Annotated in this window: 17 protein-coding genes and 1 pseudogene; 11 read left to right on the plus strand and 7 right to left on the minus strand. The window is 53.4% G+C overall.

Annotated elements, in window-relative coordinates; translation table 11 throughout:
• Positions 1-10: 10 nt before the first annotated feature.
• A complete protein-coding gene (locus F0Q32_RS11260; protein ID WP_149463133.1) occupies positions 11-1,600 on the minus strand; it encodes a DUF3300 domain-containing protein in 1,590 nt (529 codons plus the stop codon).
• Positions 1,601-1,986: 386 nt separating this feature from the next.
• Here F0Q32_RS11260 and acnB point away from each other — a divergent pair, with 386 nt between their 5' ends.
• The 5 genes and pseudogenes from acnB to F0Q32_RS11285 all read left to right on the plus strand — a co-directional run.
• The gene (acnB, locus tag F0Q32_RS11265; protein WP_149463134.1) at positions 1,987-4,584 is read left to right on the plus strand and encodes a bifunctional aconitate hydratase 2/2-methylisocitrate dehydratase; all 2,598 of its coding nucleotides are present in this window, start codon (positions 1,987-1,989) and stop codon (positions 4,582-4,584) included.
• Positions 4,585-4,873: 289 nt separating this feature from the next.
• The gene (gene yacL / locus F0Q32_RS11270) at positions 4,874-5,236 is read left to right on the plus strand and encodes a protein YacL (RefSeq protein ID WP_015965890.1); all 363 of its coding nucleotides are present in this window, start codon (positions 4,874-4,876) and stop codon (positions 5,234-5,236) included.
• 124 nt (positions 5,237-5,360) lie between these two features.
• Positions 5,361-6,434, plus strand: a complete 1,074-nt coding sequence (locus F0Q32_RS11275) for a LacI family DNA-binding transcriptional regulator (protein WP_149463135.1) — start codon at positions 5,361-5,363, stop codon at positions 6,432-6,434.
• 145 nt (positions 6,435-6,579) lie between these two features.
• Entirely contained in the window at positions 6,580-9,657 is a 3,078-nt protein-coding gene (locus F0Q32_RS11280) for a beta-galactosidase (protein WP_149463136.1), read from the plus strand.
• A 118-nt stretch (positions 9,658-9,775) separates the two neighbouring features.
• Positions 9,776-10,654, plus strand: a pseudogene (locus tag F0Q32_RS11285) (oligosaccharide MFS transporter); the annotation flags it as partial.
• Between the two features lie 189 nt (positions 10,655-10,843).
• On the opposite strand, the gene speD reads toward F0Q32_RS11285, so the two are convergent.
• The 3 genes from speD to F0Q32_RS11300 form a co-directional block, all read right to left on the minus strand.
• On the minus strand, positions 10,844-11,638 hold the full coding sequence (gene speD, locus F0Q32_RS11290) for an adenosylmethionine decarboxylase (RefSeq protein ID WP_149463137.1): 795 nt from the start codon (positions 11,636-11,638) through the stop codon (positions 10,844-10,846).
• 20 nt (positions 11,639-11,658) lie between these two features.
• Complete coding sequence (gene speE, locus F0Q32_RS11295; protein ID WP_149463138.1) at positions 11,659-12,519, minus strand: polyamine aminopropyltransferase; 861 nt, start codon at positions 12,517-12,519, stop codon at positions 11,659-11,661.
• A 104-nt stretch (positions 12,520-12,623) separates the two neighbouring features.
• Positions 12,624-12,971, minus strand: coding sequence for a YacC family pilotin-like protein (locus F0Q32_RS11300; protein WP_015965884.1), 348 nt, complete (start codon positions 12,969-12,971; stop codon positions 12,624-12,626).
• Between the two features lie 146 nt (positions 12,972-13,117).
• Between F0Q32_RS11300 and cueO the strand changes: the two genes are divergently transcribed.
• Entirely contained in the window at positions 13,118-14,677 is a 1,560-nt protein-coding gene (cueO, locus tag F0Q32_RS11305) for a multicopper oxidase CueO (RefSeq protein WP_149463216.1), read from the plus strand.
• A 91-nt stretch (positions 14,678-14,768) separates the two neighbouring features.
• Here the strand turns inward: cueO and F0Q32_RS11310 are convergent, their stop codons facing one another.
• Entirely contained in the window at positions 14,769-17,159 is a 2,391-nt protein-coding gene (locus tag F0Q32_RS11310; RefSeq protein WP_149463139.1) for a glucose/quinate/shikimate family membrane-bound PQQ-dependent dehydrogenase, read from the minus strand.
• 205 nt (positions 17,160-17,364) lie between these two features.
• On the opposite strand from F0Q32_RS11310, the gene hpt reads away from it, so the two are divergent.
• A complete protein-coding gene (hpt, locus tag F0Q32_RS11315) occupies positions 17,365-17,901 on the plus strand; it encodes a hypoxanthine phosphoribosyltransferase (protein ID WP_015965881.1) in 537 nt (178 codons plus the stop codon).
• Positions 17,902-17,992: 91 nt separating this feature from the next.
• Here the strand turns inward: hpt and can are convergent, their stop codons facing one another.
• On the minus strand, positions 17,993-18,655 hold the full coding sequence (can, locus tag F0Q32_RS11320) for a carbonate dehydratase (RefSeq protein ID WP_149463140.1): 663 nt from the start codon (positions 18,653-18,655) through the stop codon (positions 17,993-17,995).
• 105 nt (positions 18,656-18,760) lie between these two features.
• On the opposite strand from can, the gene F0Q32_RS11325 reads away from it, so the two are divergent.
• The 4 genes from F0Q32_RS11325 (at position 18,761) to F0Q32_RS11340 (ending at position 22,305) form a co-directional block, all read left to right on the plus strand.
• Entirely contained in the window at positions 18,761-19,687 is a 927-nt protein-coding gene (locus F0Q32_RS11325) for an ABC transporter ATP-binding protein (RefSeq protein WP_149463141.1), read from the plus strand.
• Complete coding sequence (locus F0Q32_RS11330; protein ID WP_149463142.1) at positions 19,684-20,454, plus strand: ABC transporter permease; 771 nt, start codon at positions 19,684-19,686, stop codon at positions 20,452-20,454. Before F0Q32_RS11325 ends, F0Q32_RS11330 begins: the two co-directional genes overlap by 4 nt.
• A 101-nt stretch (positions 20,455-20,555) precedes the next feature.
• Positions 20,556-20,996, plus strand: a complete 441-nt coding sequence (locus tag F0Q32_RS11335) for a PTS sugar transporter subunit IIA (protein ID WP_149463143.1) — start codon at positions 20,556-20,558, stop codon at positions 20,994-20,996.
• A 61-nt stretch (positions 20,997-21,057) separates the two neighbouring features.
• Positions 21,058-22,305 carry a polysaccharide deacetylase family protein gene (locus F0Q32_RS11340; RefSeq protein WP_149463144.1) on the plus strand — a complete coding sequence of 416 codons (1,248 nt, stop codon included), beginning with the start codon at positions 21,058-21,060 and terminating at the stop codon, positions 22,303-22,305.
• A gap of 5 nt (positions 22,306-22,310) precedes the next feature.
• Here the strand turns inward: F0Q32_RS11340 and panD are convergent, their stop codons facing one another.
• Positions 22,311-22,691 (minus strand): aspartate 1-decarboxylase, encoded by a 381-nt coding sequence (gene panD, locus F0Q32_RS11345; protein ID WP_015965876.1) that lies wholly within the window; start codon positions 22,689-22,691, stop codon positions 22,311-22,313.
• Positions 22,692-22,746 lie beyond the last annotated feature (55 nt).

A 22,746-nucleotide genomic window follows, 5' to 3' on the forward strand; every position in this document is an offset into this window, starting at 1 on the left:
GTGTGCGCTCTCATCGACGGTGAAACTCGCGGTGCTCAGAGGCCCGTTCGCGGACGGCTTCGCGGTTATTGTTACGCAATACGTTGCGGCTCTGCTGCCCGCGTTGCGCCTGCTGCTGCCAGGAAGGCCCACGGCTTTCGTTGCCGCTAAAGACATTTGCGTTTGATGAATTGACTCGCTGGCGAACATTTTCCTGGCGCTGTTGGCGCTGTTCCGGCGAGCGCTGCTGAACCTTCTCTTTGCGCTGCTCCGGCGTGCTGTTATTCAGCCGCTGCTGCATCTGCGATTTTGATGCTTCACGCTGGGCGGATGCGCGAGGTGTGTCGTAACCACGGTAGTTATCACGTTGGGCAATTTGCTGTAGCTGTTTTGAGGCGGCCTGACGCTGCGCATCTTTTGGCGTGGCGGCAATTGGCTGTGACGGCGTTTTAATGCCGCCCTGCGACAGTTTGTCCATTGCCGCCTGGCGTTGGCTGTCGCGGGTGACTGGCGTCTGGGTTGCGCTCAGGCCACCCGCTACGTTGGTCTGGTGGAACTGATTTGCAATGGTGTTATTGGGATACGGCACTTGATTGCGGTATGCCGGGTTGTGCTGCCAGCGTGCGTTTTCGCCGCGCAGGTTCTGTCCGGTGATATGGTTAAAGTTATCGACATTAATATTGATGTTGTTATCGCCGTTGTGGCTGTAGCCCCCGCCGCCGTGGTAATCATCATTATCATGGTGATGATGATCGTCATCATCGTCCCAGTCGATATTGCTGAACAGTGCGTAAGTGGTGGCGACACCCAAACTGTAGCCAAAGCCTTTCACCAGGCTGCTGGTAAACTCCTCGCCGGGTGACGGCGGAATATAAACCGGCGGATAGGCGGGTGTCGGCCAGGTGCCGTACACCGTTGAGGGGTTGTAGCTCGGTACGTACACTACCTGCGGGTCGGCGGGTTCGATTTTAATCACCGTCGATGGCGCCGGGGCGGCTTTTACGGTGGTCGTTTGCGTGGTCGACGATGAGGTAGCGGCTGCCGGGGCAACCGCCGTTTTCGGCACGCTGGTGACGGTTTGTTGCGGCGTCGATTTCAGTGAGCCGGTTTGCTGTGCCAGCGCACGCAGTTGCTGCACTGCGTTCATGACATCCTGCGGCTGCGCCAGGAAAGCATTACCCAGATTTTCAACCCACACCGGGTCCTGGCCCATCATATTCATCAGCGACGGAAAGGCGACCAGCGATTTCACGCTGGCATCCCACGGTTGGTCAGACACGCCCTGAATGGCGGCATCACCTTGCAAGGAGGGATGATCCTTCGACCACTGCACCGCCTGAACCACGTTCGCCGGGTAGGTGGAGGCCATCAAAACCTGTGACAACAGTGCATCAGGGTAGAGCGCAATCGGCGCGACCCACTGGTTAATTTGCGCCGGAGTATAGTTGGTTTTCACCTCAGGTGTTACGGCGGGAGCAGGAGCAGGTGTTGCAACGGCGGCGACGGGCGCAGGCGCAGGTACTTCTGGCGTACGGCTTTTGATGTACAGCGTACCGGCAGCGGCAAGCAATCCCGCGCTGCATATCAGTGCGAGCACATGAGGCTTAAAGGGCAGGTTCATATTCATACTCCCGATTTCGGAGGAAATCGTCAGGTCGAAGCGCCTGCATTCGGCAGGTACGATGAAGCGTGAGTATAAAGAGACGATAGTTTAATTTTTGACTAATCTTGGGATAAATTGCACAGATGAATAATCAAGGCAGGGAATTATGTGAGCAAACATTGCAGCTAAAAATTCCCCGTTTAAGGGAAGGGTACTGTTTATAGACCATCCTTAACGATTCAGCCAATATTTTATGTTGCTTTTTTGTAAACAGATTAACACCTCTCTAAAATCCTGCTATTCTGCCCATTGCGGTATCCGGCGTACCCCCTACAAACTGCTGTCTCACAGGAGCGTGAAGAAGAGCCGACCGCATATGACAATGAGAGCGAGGAGATACCGTCGTGCTAAAAGAATACCGTGAGCACGTAGCTGAGCGTGCCGCCGAAGGGATTGTTGCCAAACCCTTAGATGCAACCCAGATGGCCGCACTGGTTGAGCTGCTGAAGAACCCGCCTGCTGGCGAAGAAGAATTCCTGTTAGACCTGTTGATTAATCGTGTACCGCCGGGCGTTGATGAAGCTGCTTACGTCAAAGCCGGATTCCTTGCTGCTGTCGCCAAAGGCGAAGCGACTTCCCCGCTGATCACTCCTGAAAAAGCCATTGAACTGCTGGGCACCATGCAGGGCGGCTACAACATTCATCCGCTGATCGACGCGCTGGACGATGCGAAACTGGCACCGATTGCTGCCAAAGCGCTCTCCCATACCCTGCTGATGTTCGACAACTTCTACGATGTAGAAGAAAAAGCGAAAGCGGGCAATGCTTACGCGAAGCAGGTGATCCAGTCCTGGGCTGACGCTGAATGGTTCCTGAGCCGTCCGCCGCTGGCTGAAAAAATTACCGTTACCGTCTTCAAAGTGACCGGCGAAACCAACACCGATGACCTCTCTCCGGCACCGGATGCGTGGTCGCGCCCGGATATCCCGCTGCACGCGCTGGCGATGCTGAAAAACGCCCGAGAAGGGATCGAACCCGATCAACCGGGCGTCGTTGGCCCGATTAAACAGATCGAAGCGCTGCAACAGAAAGGTTACCCGCTGGCTTACGTGGGTGATGTTGTCGGTACCGGCTCTTCGCGTAAATCGGCGACCAACTCCGTGCTGTGGTTCATGGGCGATGATATCCCGCATGTGCCGAACAAGCGTGGCGGCGGCCTGTGCCTGGGCGGCAAAATTGCGCCTATCTTCTTCAACACCATGGAAGATGCGGGTGCACTGCCAATTGAAGTGGACGTTAACGACCTGAACATGGGCGACGTGATTGACGTTTACCCGTTCAAAGGCGAAGTACGTAACCACGAAACCGGCGACCTGCTGGCAAGCTTTGAACTGAAAACTGACGTGCTGATTGATGAAGTGCGTGCCGGTGGTCGTATCCCGCTGATTATCGGTCGCGGCCTGACCACCAAAGCGCGTGAATCACTTGGTCTGCCGCACAGCGATGTGTTCCGTCAGGCAAAAGACGTGGCGGAAAGCGACCGTGGCTACTCGCTGGCGCAGAAAATGGTTGGTCGCGCCTGTGGCGTGAAAGGCATTCGTCCGGGCGCGTACTGCGAACCGAAGATGACTTCTGTCGGTTCTCAGGACACCACCGGCCCAATGACCCGTGATGAACTGAAAGACCTGGCGTGCCTGGGCTTCTCTTCTGACCTGGTAATGCAGTCCTTCTGTCACACCGCGGCGTATCCGAAGCCGGTTGACGTCACCACGCACCACACTCTGCCAGATTTCATCATGAACCGTGGCGGCGTGTCGCTGCGTCCGGGCGATGGCGTAATCCACTCCTGGCTGAACCGTATGCTGCTGCCGGATACTGTGGGTACCGGTGGTGACTCCCACACCCGTTTCCCGATTGGTATCTCCTTCCCGGCGGGCTCCGGTCTGGTGGCGTTTGCTGCCGCAACCGGCGTGATGCCGCTGGATATGCCGGAATCCGTTCTGGTGCGCTTCAAAGGCAAGATGCAGCCGGGCATTACTCTGCGCGACCTGGTACACGCGATTCCGCTGTACGCTATCAAACAAGGTCTGCTGACCGTTGAGAAGAAAGGGAAGAAAAACATCTTCTCTGGCCGCATCCTCGAAATCGAAGGTCTGCCGGATCTGAAAGTCGAGCAGGCGTTCGAACTGACCGATGCGTCCGCAGAACGTTCTGCTGCCGGTTGTACCATTAAGCTGAACAAAGAGCCGATTGTAGAGTATCTGAGCTCCAACATCGTTCTGCTGAAGTGGATGATTGCCGAAGGCTATGGCGACCGTCGTACGCTGGAACGTCGTGTGCAGGGCATGGAAAAATGGCTGGCGAACCCTGAGCTGCTGGAAGGTGATGCAGATGCAGAGTATGCAGCGGTGATCGACATCGATCTGGCCGATATCAAAGAGCCGATTCTGTGCGCGCCGAACGATCCGGATGATGCGCGTCTGCTCTCTGACGTTCAGGGCGAGAAGATCGACGAAGTGTTCATCGGTTCCTGCATGACTAACATCGGTCACTTCCGTGCCGCGGGTAAACTGCTGGATGCGCACAAAGGCCAGTTGCCGACGCGCCTGTGGGTGGCGCCGCCAACCCGTATGGATGCCGCGCAACTGACGGAAGAGGGCTACTACAGCGTCTTCGGTAAGAGCGGTGCGCGTATTGAGATCCCGGGCTGTTCACTGTGTATGGGTAACCAGGCGCGTGTGGCAGACGGCGCGACGGTGGTCTCCACCTCGACCCGTAACTTCCCGAACCGTCTGGGTACCGGCGCGAACGTCTTCCTGGCTTCTGCGGAACTGGCCGCCGTTGCGGCGCTGATTGGCAAACTGCCAACGCCGGACGAGTATCAAACCTACGTGACACAGGTGGATAAAACCGCTGTCGATACTTACCGTTATCTGAACTTCGACCAGCTTTCTCAGTACACCGAGAAAGCGGATGGCGTGATTTTCCAGACTGCGGTTTAAGGTTTTAGCCTGCGGTGAAAAGCCACTTCTTTGGAAGTGGTTTTTTTTTGCCTGATGGCGGCTGCGCCTTATCTGGCCTGCGGGGACTTTTTTGTAGGCCGGATAAGCGTAGCGCCATCCGGCACCGATATGCTCAGAAGTTGACCCATCGCCTCTCTTTTCCTCACAGAGAGGCACTTTATTTCTATTCCTTCAACCCGCTCCGCTTTTATTCTTCCTGTCGACTGCGATAATTACAGCATGGGTACAATGCAGCGCTGACGCATTGCCTTTGTTGAGGAAGATGATTATGGATTACGAATTTCTGCGCGATGTTACCGGAGGGGTAAAGGTGCGTATGTCGATGGGCCACGAAGTGGTCGGTCACTGGTTTAACGAAGAAGTAAAAGAGAATCTGGCGCTGTTGGATGAAGTCGAAGAGGCGGCTCGCGCGGTAAAGGGCAGCGAGCGCTCCTGGCAGCGAGCGGGCCACGAATACACGCTGTGGCTGGATGGCGAAGAGGTGATGATCCGCGCAAACCAGCTTGAGTTCACCGGCGATGAAATGGAAGAGGGGATGAACTACTACGATGAAGAGAGTTTATCCCTGTGCGGCGTCGAAGATTTTTTACAGGTGGTCGCGGCGTATCGCGATTTTCTGAAACAGAGGTAAGCATCGGGCGACTTCATCGCAGAAATGACCATTCTTGCCGATGAAGTCGTTGCTTTCTCGCAGAGGAAAACCCTTAACGGTGTGGCATCATAGCATCAGGACAAATGACTTCAGGGTATTGAATGTGAAAGCGGTAACGCTCTACGACGTGGCAACTCATGCTGGTGTTTCCTATCAAACGGTCTCCAGAGTGGTGAATCAGGCCGAACATGTTTCCGCAAAAACGCGGGCGAAAGTTGAAGCCGCCATGAAGGAGCTGAACTACATTCCTAACCATGCCGCACAGCAACTTGCGGGTAAACAGTCCCCGCTGATTGGGGTCGCAACGATTAATCTGGCGCTGCATGCGCCGTCGCAGATTGTTGCGGCGATAAAATCACGCGCCGATCAGTCTGGCGCGAGTGTGGTGATCGCGATGGTGGAGTCTGGCGGTGCGGAGGCCTGTGAAAAGGCCGTGCATAACCTGCTGGCCCGGCGCGTAACCGGCATTATTATCAATGTTCCACTTGAGAACGACGATGCGCTGAAAGTCGCTCGTGCGGCCGGAAATGTGCCGGTGCTTTTTCTGGACGTCTCAGAACACACGCCAGTTAACAGTGTTGTATTTTCACATGATGAGGGTGCGCGTCTGGGTGTGGAGCATCTAGTGGAGCATGGTCATCAACGTATTGCTTTATTCTCTGGCCCCACCTCGACCTCTGTTTCCGCGCGTCTGCGGCTGGCAAGCTGGCATGCGCATCTTGAACGTCATCATTTACAACCTGTTACCGTACTTGAGGGTGACTGGAGCGCATTATCGGGTTTTCAACAGACGCAGCAGATGCTGTTCAATGGCGTGATTCCTACGGCAATGTTAGTTGCCAACGATCAAATGGCGCTGGGCGTCATGCGAGCCATCACGGAACATGGTCTGCGCGTGGGCTCGGATATCTCGGTCATTGGTTATGATGATACTGAGGACAGTTCTTGCTACATTCCGCCCTTAACAACTATTCGCCAGGATTTTCCTGTGCTCGGGCGTGGAAGTGTCGATCGGCTTTTAAATATGTCCACCGATCAAAGCGTGTCAGGCAACCAGCTGTTGCCGGTTTCCCTCATCCAGCGCAAAACCGTACGCAGGCCCAACACTGAGGCCATTTCGGGGGAAATGCTGGCTGAGTCGTTAATGCGGTTGGCAAGGCAGGTTTCGCGTTTATAGCTCATCGCACTTCCTCCTCCGCTGGCCCAAATTTTATTTGAGCCAGCTCACTAATTTCTACGTGCCTCCTTACGTAATGGATAAATTCGCGATATATGTACAAAAAAATTGTGAGCGAATAACATCAAACGTAAAGGATAACCCAATGACTTCAGAACAGGATTCACTGGCGGCCGTGCTGGCACGGCGGGACTGGGAGGCGCCAGGTGTGACACAGCGTAATAGAATGGCGGCGCACCCGCCTTTCAGCAGCTGGCGTTGTGTCGAGGATGCGCAAAAAAACGAAAACTCGGATCGTCTGGTAAGCCTTAATGGCGACTGGCAATTCCACTGGTTCCCTTCACCCGAATCGGTACCGGAAAGCTGGTTGCACGCAGAATTGCCCGATGCCGATACTGTTCCGGTGCCGTCAAACTGGCAAATGCTGGGCTATGACGCGCCTATCTACACCAATGTCACTTATCCGATCCCGGTCAACCCACCTTATGTTCCTGTTGAAAATGCCACTGGATGTTACTCGCTCACATTTAGTGTGGATGATAAATGGTTATCCGAGGGGCAGACGCGGATTATTTTTGACGGTGTGAATTCTGCATTTCATTTGTGGTGCAATGGGCGCTGGGTCGGTTATGGCCAGGACAGCCGGTTACCGTCTGATTTTGACCTAACAGCCTATTTGCATGCGGGTGAAAATAGGCTGGCAGTTCTCGTGCTGCGCTGGAGCGACGGCACCTATCTTGAAGATCAGGATATGTGGCGAATGAGTGGTATTTTCCGCGACGTCTCGTTATTACACAAACCGTCGGTACAAATTGCGGATTTCCGCCTCAATACCCATCTTAATAGCGAATATAATCACGCTCGCCTCGATGCGGAGGTTCGCATTGGCGGTAACGTCCAGCATGATGTGCAGATTGAACTGCATTTATGGAAAGGACTATCGCTTATCGGGCGGGTCAGCGCACGGCCTGGCAGCGCCCCCGTTGATGAGCGCGGCAGCTATGCTGAACGTGCCACGCTGTGTTTGCCGGTCGAACATCCTGCTTTATGGAGCGCGGAAACGCCTGAACTGTATCGGGCCGTGATTCAGCTACGCACTGCCGATGGCGAACTCATCGAAGCGGAAGCCTGCGATGTAGGTTTTCGCGACATTCGTATTGAAAAGGGGTTGTTGCAGCTTAATGGCAAGCCGCTGCTGATTCGCGGTACCAACCGCCATGAACATCATCCTCTGAACGGGCAGGTGATGGATCGGGAAACGATGATCCAGGATATTTTGTTGATGAAGCAAAATAACTTTAACGCCGTGCGCTGTTCACACTATCCCAATCATCCATTGTGGTACACCTTGTGTGACCAGTATGGTTTGTATGTGGTGGATGAAGCTAACATCGAAACCCACGGTATGGTGCCGATGAATCGGTTAACGGATGACCCGGACTGGTTGCCCGCGATGAGCCAACGTGTAACACGTATGGTTCAGCGCGATCGTAACCATCCCTGCATTATCATCTGGTCATTGGGTAATGAGTCCGGACATGGTGTGAATCATGATGCGCTCTACCGTTGGCTGAAGTCGGAAGATCCCACCCGACCGGTTCAGTATGAAGGCGGCGGCGCGGATACGGCGGCGACGGATATTATTTGCCCGATGTACAGCCGTGTCGATCAGGACCAAGCTTTCGAGGTTGCGCCTAAGTGGTCTATCAAAAAATGGCTTTCTTTGCCCGGTGAGCAGCGTCCACTTATCCTCTGTGAGTATGCGCACGCGATGGGCAATAGCTTTGGCGGCTTTGCTAAATACTGGCAGGCCTTTCGCCAGTATCCGCGCCTGCAGGGAGGATTTGTTTGGGACTGGGTGGATCAGTCATTAATTAAATATGACGAAGACGGCAAGCCGTGGTCCGCCTATGGCGGCGATTTTGGCGATACGCCGAACGATCGTCAGTTCTGTATGAATGGGTTGGTTTTTGCCGATCGCACGCCTCACCCGGCCCTTTATGAAGCAAAACAGGCGCAACAGTTTTTCCAGTTCCGCCTGTTGCCCGGTGATAAGCGCAGCATCGAAGTGTCGAGTGAATATCTGTTTCGCCACAGCGACAATGAAATTCTCCACTGGACGTTGATGCGCGAGGGCAATGAACTCGCTCAGGGAGAGGCCGTGCTGGATATCGCACCGCAGGGGCGTCAGGTCATTACGCTGCCAGAAGTAGCGATACCCCAGGCACCAGGGCAGTTATGGCTGACAGTACGTGTGGAACAACCGCGGGCCACGGCATGGTCTGAGCCAGGGCATATCAGTGCGTGGCAGCAGTGGGCGCTGGAAGAGACACTGTCGGCAAACCGTCCTCCACTCGCCGATGAAGTGCCTGTGCTTATGGCCAGTCAGAGTGAATTTGTGGTGGCCGTAGCGGGTAAGCGGTGGCAATTCTGCCGCCAGCAGGGCTGGCTGACGCAGTTATGGCAGGGAGATGAAGCACAGCTTCTCTCTCCGCTTACCGATCAGTTTACGCGCGCGCCGCTCGATAATGATATCGGGGTCAGTGAAGCGACCCGGATTGATCCCAATGCATGGGTGGAGCGCTGGAAAAAGGCCGGCCATTACTGTGCACAGCCGGTGCTGTTAACCTGTCAGGCAGACACTCTTTCAGATGCCGTCCAGATAACCACGGCTCACGCCTGGCAATATCAGGGGGCCACACTGTTTACCAGCCGCAAAACGTATCGGATTGATGGCCACGGTAGAATGCAGATGGATATCTTAGTCGACATTGCCAGTGGGACACCGTATCCCGCACGCATTGGCCTGACATGCCAGCTTTCGCAGGTTGCCGAAACCGTGAAATGGCTTGGACTGGGGCCGCATGAAAACTATCCGGATCGCTTAAGCAGTGCCTGTTTCGATAGCTGGGAACTTCCACTTGATGCAATGCATACACCGTATGTATTCCCTGGTGAAAACGGCCTGCGCTGTGGAACCCGCCGCTTGCGTTATGGCACACATCAGTGGTGTGGCGACTTCCAGTTTAATATTGGTCGCTATAGTCAGCAGCAATTGATGGAAACAACTCATCGCCATTTGTTGCAGGCGGAACCCGGAACCTGGCTTAATCTTGATGGCTACCATATGGGGGTTGGGGGTGATGACTCCTGGAGTCCTTCCGTATCGCCAGAATTTCAGCTAAGCGCGCGTCATTATTATTATCAGATTAGTTGGGAATAATAATATACAGATTCATTCAGGTTTAAGAATGAAATAAATGTGAGGCAGGTGTGAACCTGCCCACCGTCACGCAAGGAAATCTATATGTATTACCTGAAGAATACAAATTTCTGGATGTTTGGCTTTTTCTTCTAATGCGGGAGCACCTGCGATTGAAGCCTATATTGAAAAAGTGAGCAGACGCAGCCATTTCGAGTTTGGTCGGGCAAGGATGTTTGGCTGTGTGGGGTGGGCGCTTTGTGCGTCGATTGTTGGTGTCATGTTTACAATCAATAATGAGTTTGTTTTCTGGCTAGGGTCGGGGTGTGCAATTGTACTCGCGGTATTACTCTATTTCTCTCGTACGGATGCTTCGGCTTCAGCAACGGTCGCCGAGGCTGTAGGCGCAAACGCCTCAGCCTTTAGTCTAAAACTGGCTCTCGAGTTATTTAAACAGCCAAAGCTGTGGTTTCTATCGCTGTATGCAGTCGGTGTATCTTGCACCTATGATGTGTTCGACCAGCAGTTCGCTAATTTCTTCACCTCATTTTTCGCCACCGGAGAAGAGGGCACACGCGTCTTCGGCTATGTCACAACAATGGGAGAGTTGCTCAACGCCTGTATTATGTTCTTCGCTCCGCTAATCGTAAACCGAATTGGGGGAAAGAATGCTTTGCTGGTGGCGGGAATGATCATGTCAGTTCGTATTATCGGTTCCTCTTTCGCGACCACTGCGGTAGAAGTTGTTATCCTTAAAACACTGCATATGTTTGAAATTCCTTTCCTGATTGTTGGGTGCTTTAAATATATAACAAACCAGTTTGAAGTGCGTTTTTCTGCCACTATTTACCTGGTTTGCTTCTGCTTTTTCAAACAGTTGGCGATGATATTTATGTCGGTGCTGGCAGGAAATATGTACGAAAAAATAGGTTTCCAGGGAGCTTATATAGTTTTAGGGCTGATTGCTCTGGTCTTTACGCTCATCTCAGCTGTAACGTTAAGCGGTACCGGGCCATAAAGCATGTTGCGATCTTCGCAGACGAAAAGTATTAGTTGATACGCAGGAGGCGGAAATGACATTATCAATGAGACAGTGAATCAAACTACATCGCGCGATAAAGAGTATTACTATCACGACTTAAAAGTTAACGCCTGAAACCGTTTTAATCGTTATAACAGAATCGGGGCAAGTTGCCCCGATCCACCGTTACACTGTCGGTATATTGCGGGCGTAATAAATCTCGCGCATTTCTTTCCATAACGCTGCGGTAATCTCTTTGCGCTCGCTCTCCGTTAAATCTTCCGGTTTGGTGTGGAACATGTAGTGTTTCAGGTCGAACTCTTTGAGCATCATCTTGGTGTGGAAGATGTTCTCCTGATACACATTCACATCCACCATGTCATACAGCGACTTCATGTCATCTGACATAAAGTTCTGAATCGAGTTAATTTCATGATCGATAAAATGCTTCATGCCGTTGATATCACGGGTAAAACCACGCACGCGATAGTCAATGGTGACGATATCGGATTCAAGCTGGTGGATAAGGTAGTTCAGCGCATTGAGCGGCGAAATCACGCCACAGGTCGACACTTCGATATCTGCGCGGAATGTACACAGACCGCTTTCGGGATGGCTTTCCGGATAGGTGTGTACGCAAATGTGGCTTTTATCGAGATGCGCCACCACCGCATCTGGCAACGGGCCGGGATGTTCGGTTTTATCAATCAGTTTTGGGTCGACGGGTTCTTCACTCACCAGAATGGTGACGCTCGCGCCCTGCGGTTCGTAATCCTGACGGGCGATGTTGAGAATATTCGCGCCGATGATGGAACAAGTTTCTGACAGGATTTCGGTCAGACGATTGGCGTTGTAGAGTTCATCAATATAGGCGATGTAGCCATCACGCTCTTCTGCGGTTTTTGCGTAACAAATATCGTAAATGCAAAAACTCAGGCTTTTGGTCAGGTTGTTAAAGCCGTGCAGCTTCAGTTTTTTCAATTTTTCTCACCCCCTTAGCGTCACTGTGCAGACAGTGCGTCGTGTAGATATTGCGGCAGCGCGAACGCCGCGGTGTGAATAGCCGGGTTGTAGTAGCGACACGCAAGCTTCGCGGTGTGGAAGCGCGCCTGGATAATCTCTGTTGAGAGATGACGCAATGCCGGGTTATCGGTCGCCCAGGCGAAGGTCATAATGCCACCATAATAGGTGGGAATTGCCGCCTGATAGAAACTGACATCATCAAAGTAGTGGCTCAGTTTGCGATGGCTATCAAGCGCTTCGTCCTGCTGGAGGAAGCAAACGCCGTTTTGTGCGACGAAGACACCGCCGGGGTTCAGGCAGCGTTTGCAGCCTTCGTAGAATGCCGAGGTGAACAGGCTTTCGCCGGGGCCAATGGGGTCGGTACAGTCGGAGATGATGACATCGAAAGTCTGCGACGTTTGGTTGACGAAATTCACGCCATCATCAATCACCAGCGTAAAGCGCGGATCGTCGTAGGCGCCTGCACTATGATTCGGGAGATACTGGCGACAGAACGAAACCACGCCGGCGTCAATTTCCACCATGGTAATGGTTTCAACGTTTTTATGACGGCTGACTTCACGCAGCATCGCGCCATCGCCGCCGCCAATAATGAGCACATGTTTCGCCTGGCCGTGGGCCAGCAGGGGAACGTGAGTCATCATTTCGTGATAAATAAATTCATCGCGCTCAGTGGTTTGCACCACGCCATCCAGCGCCATCACGCGGCCAAACGCGGCATTCTCGAAAATGATCAAATCCTGATGATCGGTTTTCTCATGATAAAGCACGTTATCCACGGCAAAATACTGACCAAACTGGTCATGCAGTGTTTCATGCCATAGTGTGTTATCGGTCATCGCTTGAACCCTCCATTGTTAACACCTTTGAAACAGGCGCAACATCATAGCTAACAATGACCGTGGGCGCACGGTCGTTTTTTCAGCAAGGAGGGAAGGGGATGTTACTTCACGTAGGCGAGCAGGCTCAGGGAGTCGCGAGCCAGCGATTTGCATTTTTTCGCGGTTGGGATGCCAATACCGCTGAGATCGCGATAGCTGTCTTCGCCAAGCGATTTCATGTCGAAGGTATCGTAGTTGCTGAGATCCCACTGATTTTGCTGGGCAAAGAAAACGAGGGCACGACGAATCTGGCCATTCGGTAGATTTTGGTAACCACAGTCGTTTTTCAGGAACACAAACACCGCAGTGAGATCGGCCATGTCTTCTGCTTCAGACTCGCTTAATGCATAGCTGTGGCTGGACGTGGCTAACAGACATCCAAGCAGCATTGTACGGAAAAACGTCTTCATTTCTTCTACCTTACCTCGTCGAGATTCAACGTTAGCACACTTCCAGACGGGACGCAGAGCCTTTTTCGACGCTTCTTACTTGACCTTGCCGCAAGGGTAGGGTTTAAGCTCAAATATTCACCCGCAGCCAGCAAAAGGATGTAATGATGCACCGTCGTGAATTTCTGAAATTGAGCGCCGCCGTCAGCGTGGCGAGCGCCTTACCGCTCTGGAGTCGCGCGGTTTTCGCCGCTGAACGCCCCGCACTTCCCATTCCCGCTTTGCTTGCCGCCGATGCGCGCAGCCAGGTGACACTTACCGTACAGGCCGGGAAAACGCAATTTGGCGCTAAAACTGCCACGACCTGGGGTTATAACGGTAACTTACTGGGCCCGGCACTCCAGTTGATGAAGGGGAAACCCATCACCGTCAATATTCATAACCAACTGGCGGAAGAGACCACCGTTCACTGGCACGGCCTTGAAGTACCCGGCGAGGTAGACGGCGGCCCTCAGGGCATCATTAAACCCGGGGGAAAACGTACGGTCACCTTTACCCCCGATCAGCGAGCGGCAACCTGCTGGTTCCATCCACATCAACATGGCAAAACGGGGCATCAGGTGGCGATGGGGCTGGCGGGGCTGGTCCTCATTGAAGATAACGATATTCGCCGCCTGATGTTGCCTAAGCAGTGGGGCATTGATGATGTGCCGGTCATTATTCAGGATAAAAAATTCAGCGCCGACGGTGAAATTGATTACCAGCTCGACGTGATGACGGCCGCCGTCGGTTGGTTTGGCGATACGCTGCTGACCAATGGTGCCATCTATCCGCAGCACGCTGCACCGCGCGGCTGGCTGCGTTTGCGCTTACTTAACGGCTGTAACGCGCGTTCATTGACCATCGCCGCCAGCGACAATCGCCCGTTGTATGTGGTGGCAAGCGACGGAGGCTTGCTGGCAGAACCTGTCAAAGTGACGGAATTGCCGATGCTGATGGGCGAACGTTTCGAAGTGCTGGTCGAAACCCGCGACGGTAAGCCGTTTGATATCGTCACGCTCCCGGTCAATCAGATGGGCATGACGGTTGCGCCCTTCGACAAAGCGCATCCGGTACTGCGTGTCCAACCGGTCACTGTCAACGCATCGGGTGAATTGCCGGATGTGCTGTCATCACTGCCTGCTCTGCCATCATTAGACGGCCTGACCGAACGCCGGCTCCAGCTTTCTATGGACCCGATGCTCGATATGATGGGCATGCAGGCGCTGATGAAAAAGTATGGCGCCGGCGCGATGGGCAACATGCAGCACGGCGAGATGATGGGCCACGGCAATATGGGGCATGGCAACATGGGCCATATGAATCATGGCGGTGGGGGTTTTGACTTCCACAACGCTAACCGTATTAACGGCAAAGCATTCGACATGAACACGCCGATGTTTGCCGCCAGCAAAGGGCAGTATGAGCGCTGGTCAATCTCCGGCAAGGGCGACATGATGTTGCACCCGTTCCATATCCACGGTACACAGTTCCGGATTTTATCTGAAAATGGCAAGCCGCCTGCGGCCCATCGCACAGGATGGAAAGACACGGTTCGTGTGGAAGGCGATGTCAGTGAGGTGTTAGTGAAGTTCGACCACGATGCGCCGAAAGAGCACGCCTATATGGCGCACTGTCATCTGCTGGAGCATGAAGATACGGGGATGATGTTAGGGTTTACCGTATAAGAAAAGCCCTCTCCCAAAGGGAGAGGGAACCGATTGTGCCCTGGTTTTCTCCCTCTCCCTATGGGAGAGGGCCGGGGTGAGGGGCGGCAAATTACTTCACATCATCCGGTAACGCATACGCGACAATATAGTCGCCCATCTTCGTACCAAATGAACCATGACCGCCCGCCGAGATGACAACATACTGCTTGCCATTCGCTTCATAGGTCATCGGCGTCGCCTGACCGCCAGCCGGTAAACGGCCCTGCCACAGTTTTTCACCGTTGCTCATGTTGTACGCGCGCAGATAGTTATCGGCGGTTGCCGCGATGAACAGAACGTTACCTGCTGTGGAGATAGGCCCGCCCAACATCGGCATACCCATGTTAAACGGTACCGGAACCGGCATTGGGAACGGCATACTGTCCTGCGGAGTACCGATACGTTTTTTCCATACCACTTCATTGGTTTTCAGATCCAGCGCGGAGATGTAACCCCAGGCGGGCTGTTTGCACGGCAAACCAAACGGTGACAGGAACGGGTTCAGGGTAACGCCGAACGGTACGCCATACTGCGGCTGAATTCCGGCTTCGGTACCGCTGCCTTTCGCGTCTTTCGGCGGCTCCATTGGGTTGCCTGGTCCACGCGGGATCAGTTTAGAGACAAACGGCAGCGCCATCGGGTTAGCAATCGCCACCTGACGGTTCGGGTCAACGGAGATACCGCCCCACTCGAACATCCCCAGGTTACCCGGGAACACCAGCGTGCCCTGTTCAGACGGCGGGGTGAAAATGCCTTCATAACGCATCTGGTGGAACATCACGCGGCACACCAGTTGGTCGAACATGGTAGCGCCCCACATGTCCGCACCGGTCAAATCTCTCTTCGGGCGGAAGCTGAGGTCAGAGAACGGCTGCGTTTTGGTGACGTAATCGCCTTTCGCCGCGCCCTGTGGGACCGGTTTTTCCGGAGCCGGAACAACCAGTTCGCCGTTACGACGATCCAGCACGAAGATGTTGCCTGTTTTCGCCGGAGCGTAAATAACCGGGACTTTCTGGCCTTTGACCGTGATATCCGCCAGCGTCGGCTGGGATGGCATATCCATATCCCACAGATCGTGGTGAACGGTCTGATAGCTCCATACCAGTTTCCCGGTGGTAGCATTCAGGGCCACGATGGAACTGGCATAACGTTCCTGCTCTGGCGTACGGTTGCCGCCCCAGATATCCGGTGTGGTGACGCCCATCGGCAGATAGACCAGGTCCAGCTTCGCGTCATAGGCAGCAGGTGCCCAGGAGTTTGGTGAGTTGAAGGTGAAGGTGTGTTCATCCGACGGAATGGCGTTCGGATCTTTCGCGCCGGGATCAAACGCCCACAGCAGCTTACCGGTGTTCACGTCGAAGCCACGAATAACGCCGGAGGTTTCGCGGGTTGAGAAGTTATCCGTCACCGAACCGGCAATCACGATAGTTTTATCGGTGATAATCGGTGGCGACGTCGGCTCATAGAGGCCCGGCGTGGTATCCGGCATATTGGTTTGCAGGTTCAGGATACCTTTGTTGGCAAAGGTTTCGCACAGCTTGCCCGTTTCGGCATTCACCGCGAACAGACGACCGTCATTCACTGGCAGAATAATACGGCGCGGACAATCTGCCACTACTTCCGGGCTGGCAGTTTCGGCACGCGCTTCGTGGTAAGAGACACCACGACAGGTGACATGCTGGAAGCTCGGGTTGGAGTTGAGCTGCGGGTCGAAATGCCATTTCTCTTTCCCGGTTGCCGCATCAAGCGCGAACAGACGCTGGTGGGCGGTACAGAGATAAAGCATATTGCCGACTTTAATCGGCGTCACTTCGTTGGTCAGCTCGCCCGGATCGTCTTCGCGCTTCAGGTCACCCGTGCGGAAAACCCAGGCTTCTTTTAACTTGTGAACGTTCTCGGCGTTGATCTGCTTGAGGGGGGAGAAACGCTGCCCCTCCTGATTACGACCGTAGGCTGGCCAGTCTTGATCCGCCACGGTGGAAATCGGTTCGGCTGGGGTCGCATCGGCACTCAGCGTACCGTTCACTTCCTGCGGGTCATTGAAGCCAGCCCAGGTCAGGATGCCGCCGCTAATCAGCAGCGCGACAACCAGCGCGGCAACGGCTCCGCCGGAAGGGATAATCAGGCGACGCCAGACAAACGGCAGAATCAGCCAGACACCGAAGAAGACCAGAATATCGCTGCGTGGAGTCAGCGCCCAGAAGTCAAAGCCGACTTCCCAAACGCCCCAAATCATGGTCGCCAGCAGGAACGCGGCATACAGCCAAAGCGCCGCGCGTTTGCTGCGCCACAGCATCACCGCCACGGCCAGCATCACCAGGCCAGCGATAGGGTAGTACCATGAGCCGCCAATGGCGACTAACCAGCCCCCTCCGATGAGAAGATAGAGCCCACAGATAGCCGCAAAAACGGCCGTGAGCACCACGAGTAGCCGTGGTTGTTGTGAATTTGTTTCTGCCATAGAAAATACTCGCATCAGTTTGTTAATTATTGCTTTCAATTGATTATAGGATTTAACAAGTGTGACGGGTATCACAAAATTTGCTTTCTTATCCAATTCAGCGGAGAAATCAATTTGCTGGTATACTGACGCGCTTGCCGAACGGCGTCCGGGCGAAGGGTCAGGATGTCGACAGATTTACTTATAAAATCATATGGTTAGTTTTATGAAACATACTGTGGAAGTGATGATCCCGGAAGCGGAGATCAAAGCGCGTATCGCTGAATTGGGCCGTCAGATTACTGAGCACTATAAAGACAGTGGCAGTGAAATGGTGTTAGTGGGTTTGCTGCGCGGCTCATTTATGTTCATGGCTGACCTGTGCCGTGAAGTGCATGTCTCCCACGAAGTCGATTTTATGACGGCTTCCAGCTACGGCAGCGGTATGTCCACCACCCGTGACGTGAAGATCCTTAAAGACCTGGATGAAGACATTCGCGGTAAAGATGTTTTAATCGTGGAAGACATTATCGACTCCGGGAACACGCTGTCGAAAGTACGCGAAATTCTCAGCCTGCGTGGGCCGAAATCACTGGCAATCTGTACGCTGCTGGATAAACCGTCCCGCCGCGAAGTGAACGTGCCGGTTGAGTACGTGGGCTTTGCCATTGAAGATGAGTTTGTGGTGGGTTATGGCATCGATTACGCACAGCGTTATCGCCATCTGCCGTATGTCGGGAAAGTGGTCCTGCTGGACGAGTAATCGACGTGTGGTGTCGGATGGCGCTTCGCTTATCCGACCTACCTGTTCGAGCCGGGTGAGGCGATGCCGCCGCCCGGCTTTTTAACAGATGTTACTTATGGTTGGCGTGTTTCAGCTTGAGGTTGGAAATCCCATGGCGATAGCGCTGCTCCAGGGTTTCGCGGTTGGTTGCCGTCACGTCAAGATCGCGCAGCAGACCATCGTGAATTCCGTAGGCCCAGCCGTGAACCGTCACTTTCTGCCCACGTTTCCAGGCTGACTGCATGATGGTAGAGTGACCCAGGTTATACACCTGCTCCATCACGTTCAGTTCGCAAAGCGTGTCCAGACGGCGCTCCTGCGGCATTTCACCGAGCAGAGAGCTGTGTTTGAACCAGATATCGCGAATGTGCAGTAACCAGTTGTTGATAAGCCCCAGCTCCGGGTTTTCAACCGCTGCCTGAACACCGCCGCAGCCGTAGTGGCCGCAGATGATGATATGTTCCACTTCGAGCACATCCACTGCATACTGAACAACAGACAAGCAGTTCAGATCGGTGTGGATGACCAGGTTGGCAACATTTCGGTGAACAAATAATTCGCCCGGCTCAAGTCCGGTTAAACGTTCTGCGGGAACGCGGCTGTCGGAACATCCAATCCATAGAAAGCGCGGTTTCTGCGCTTGCGCCAGTTTCTCGAAAAATCCGGGGTCCTCTTCCACCAGCATTTTTGACCATAGTTCATTGTTGCTGATGAGTGTATCTATGTCTTTCATGGAGGTTAACGACCTGTAACCAAGTAAGTGCGTTGCGCTAATATAGGTCAACTCAACTTTTTTTAAAACCATACATTGAACGCAAGAATTCAAAAGAGACATCTAATGACCATTGCACTGGAATTAAAACAGCTTAAAAAAACCTATCCTGGGGGCGTCCAGGCACTGCGCGGAATCGACCTGCAAGTGGAAGCCGGCGACTTTTACGCCCTGCTCGGGCCGAACGGCGCGGGTAAATCGACGACCATCGGTATTATCAGCTCACTGGTAAACAAATCGTCTGGCTCCGTCAGCGTGTTTGGCTACGATCTGCAAAAAGATGTGGTCAATGCCAAACGCCAGCTTGGTCTGGTGCCGCAGGAGTTTAACTTCAACCCGTTTGAAACCGTGCAGCAGATTGTGGTGCATCAGGCGGGCTACTATGGCGTTGAACATAAAGATGCCATCGAACGTAGCGAAAAGTATTTAAAACAACTCGATCTGTGGGAAAAGCGCAACGAACGTGCACGTATGTTGTCCGGCGGGATGAAGCGCAGATTGATGATTGCCCGCGCGCTGATGCATGAGCCAAAACTGCTGATTCTGGATGAACCGACGGCGGGCGTTGATATTGAACTTCGCCGCTCAATGTGGGGCTTTTTGAAGGATTTAAACGACAAAGGCACCACGATCATTCTCACCACACACTACCTCGAAGAGGCGGAAATGCTGTGCCGTAACATCGGCATCATTCAGCATGGTTCGCTGGTTGAAAACACCTCGATGAAGAACCTGCTTTCTAAACTGAAGTCGGAAACCTTCATTCTGGATTTAGCACCAAAGAGCCCGCTGCCGACGCTGGAAGGCTATCAGTATCGACTGGTCGACACCGCAACGTTAGAAGTGGAAGTCCTGCGCGAGCAGGGGATTAACAGCGTCTTTGCTCAGCTTAGCGCGCAGGGCATTCAGGTATTAAGTATGCGTAACAAAGCGAACCGACTGGAAGAGCTGTTTGTCTCGCTGGTCCATGAAAAACAAGGAGAGCAGGCATGATGCAGCTTTATTGGGTGGCGCTGAAAAGTATCTGGACCAAAGAGATCCACCGTTTCATGCGCATCTGGGTGCAAACGCTGGTGCCACCGGTCATCACCATGACCCTCTACTTTATTATTTTCGGTAACCTGATTGGCTCGCGTATCGGTGAAATGCATGGCTTTAGCTATATGCAGTTTATTGTGCCGGGGCTGATCATGATGTCTGTTATCACTAACGCTTATGCAAACGTCGCGTCCTCATTCTTTAGCGCGAAATTCCAGCGTAATATTGAAGAGCTGCTGGTTGCACCCGTACCGACGCATGTGATTATCGCTGGTTATGTCGGCGGCGGCGTGGCGCGCGGGCTGTGTGTCGGTATTCTGGTGACAGCGATTTCCCTGTTCTTTGTGCCGTTCCAGGTACATTCATGGGTGTTTGTCGCGTTAACGTTGATCCTGACGGCGGTGCTTTTCTCGCTGGCGGGCCTGCTGAATGCGGTCTTCGCTAAAACCTTTGATGATATCAGCCTGATCCCGACCTTCGTGCTGACGCCGCTGACCTATCTTGGTGGGGTATTCTACTCTCTGACACTGCTGCCGCCGTTCTGGCAGGGGCTGTCGCATCTGAACCCGATCGTCTACATGATCAGCGGTTTCCGCTACGGCTTCCTCGGTATCCACGATGTGCCACTGGTGACCACTTTCGGCGTGCTGGTGATATTTATCATCGCTTTCTACATGCTCTGCTGGTATTTGATTCAGCGTGGGCGTGGCCTGCGCAGCTAATTTACTGCCTCCCCCGGTTCTTCCGGGGGAAAAACTAGACCGCTATCACCGACTTATCTCGTTATTCCCGATACAGTACGCTTTTACCAGGGAGGTAAGCGATGTTAGGTTGGGTGATAGCCTGCCATGATGATAAAGCAGAGGAACTGCTGGAGCGTCTGGAGAAAAAATTTGGCCCGCTGGCTCAGTGCCGGGCCGTGAATTACTGGCGCGGAATGAGCTCTAATATGCTCAGTCGCATGATGTGTGATGCGTTGCATCAGGCCGATTCCGGCGATGGCGTCATTTTCCTGACCGATAAAACCGGGGCTGCACCTTACCGCGTTGCGGCTTTGATGAGCCATAAGCACGATCGCTGTGAAGTGATTTCCGGCATCGATTTCCCCTTACTCGCTCAGTATTATCCTTTGCGGGAAACGCTCAGCAGCGAGGATTTTCGTAATGCGATTGTCGATCGCGGCCCGGCAGGCGTCAGCAGTCTTTGGCACCAGCAGCAAAAGAATCCTCCCTTTGTCCTGCTGCATGATGCGTATAAATATTAACCGTAGTTATTGATGTCGCTTTTGTTACAATAGCGACAGTTTTTTGCTGCGGTTCTTATCCATGTTGATGCGCTTTGTATTCGTGCTGACGTTGCTGCTTTCCGGCAACGCGGTTGCTGCTCTCACAGCCCCACAAGGGCTTCCTCCTCGCTATATGCAAACCACTGAAGATGCGGCTGTCTGGGCGCAGGTGGGCGATCGTGTTATCACGGTTGGCAATATTCGCGCCGGGCAAATCCTTGATGTGGTGCCCACGGCGGCAGATTACTATGAGTTTCGCTTCGGGTTTGGCACCGGATTTATCGATAAAGATCATCTTGAACTGGTGCAGGGGCGGCAGCGCGTCGAGGATGGACTGGGTGATTTACATCGGCCCTCAAGCAACCAAAATCTGATTACCTGGAAAGATACGCCAGTGTATAACGCACCGGACGCGGGTAGCGCGCCGTTTGGTATGCTGGCTGAGAATCTGCGTTACCCGATTCTGAGCGCGCTGAAAGGGCGCTTAAACCAGACCTGGTATCAAATCCGCATTGGCAATCGGCTGGCCTATGTGAGCTCGCTTGATGCGCAGTTGGATAATGGCATTCCAGTGCTGACCTATCATCACATCCTGCGTGATGAAGAGAATACGCGTTTTCGCCACACCTCAACGACCACGTCGGTACGTGCCTTCAATAATCAGATGACCTGGCTGCGCGACAGGGGCTATACCACCCTGAGTATGTATCAGCTGGAAGGTTACGTGCGAAACAAAATGAATCTTCCGGCGCGGGCGGTGGTTATCACTTTTGATGATGGCCTGAAATCGGTCAGCCGCTATGCGTATCCGGTGCTGAAGCAGTACGGCTTTAAAGCGACGGCGTTTATTATCTCGTCGCGCATCAAAGGGCATCCGCAAAAGTGGGAGCCGAAATCGCTGCAGTTTATGAGTATTTCTGAACTGCGTGGGATTCAGGATGTGTTTGATTTCCAGTCACATACCCACTTCCTGCATCGTGTTGACTACTCTCGTCATCCGATATTATTGAGCCGCAGTTATCACAATATTCTGTTCGACTTTAAACGCTCGCGCCGGGCGCTGGCGCAGTTCAACCCGCACGTGCTGTATCTCTCTTACCCCTTTGGCGGCTATAACGCCACGGCGGTGCAAGCAGCAAATGACGCTGGGTTCCATCTGGCGGTGACGACGGTGAAAGGGAAGGTGAAGCCGGGGGATAATCCGTTCCTGTTGAAACGACTCTACATCTTAAGAACGGATTCACTGGAGACGATGTCGCGGCTGGTCAGCAACCAGCCGCAGGGGTAGGGCAATCAGGCAACCTGAACCGGAATCGCTTTCGCAGTACGTTTCATCTCGTTGTCGCCTTCGAAGTAAGCAACTTTTGGACGCCAGGTACGGGCTTCTTCATCCGGCATGGTGACGAAGCTTGCGATGATCACAATATCGCCCACTTCCGCACAATGCGCTGCTGCGCCGTTTACGGAGATGATGCGGGAACCGCGTTCTGCCGCGATCGCGTAAGTGGAAAAGCGCTTACCATTGGTCACGTTCCAGATATCAATGGCTTCGTTTTCAAGAATACCGGCAGCGTCAAGGAAATCCTGGTCAATGGCGCAAGAGCCTTCGTAGTGCAGGTCAGCCTGGGTCACTTTGACGCGATGGAGCTTACCTTGCAGCATAGTGCGAATCATAACTTCTACCTTTCTACCATAACGATAACAAAGCTGATGTGAATATCAGCTTCAG

The organism is Pseudocitrobacter sp. 73, from assembly GCF_008369545.1.
Classification (GTDB): Bacteria; Pseudomonadota; Gammaproteobacteria; order Enterobacterales; family Enterobacteriaceae; genus Pseudocitrobacter; species Pseudocitrobacter vendiensis.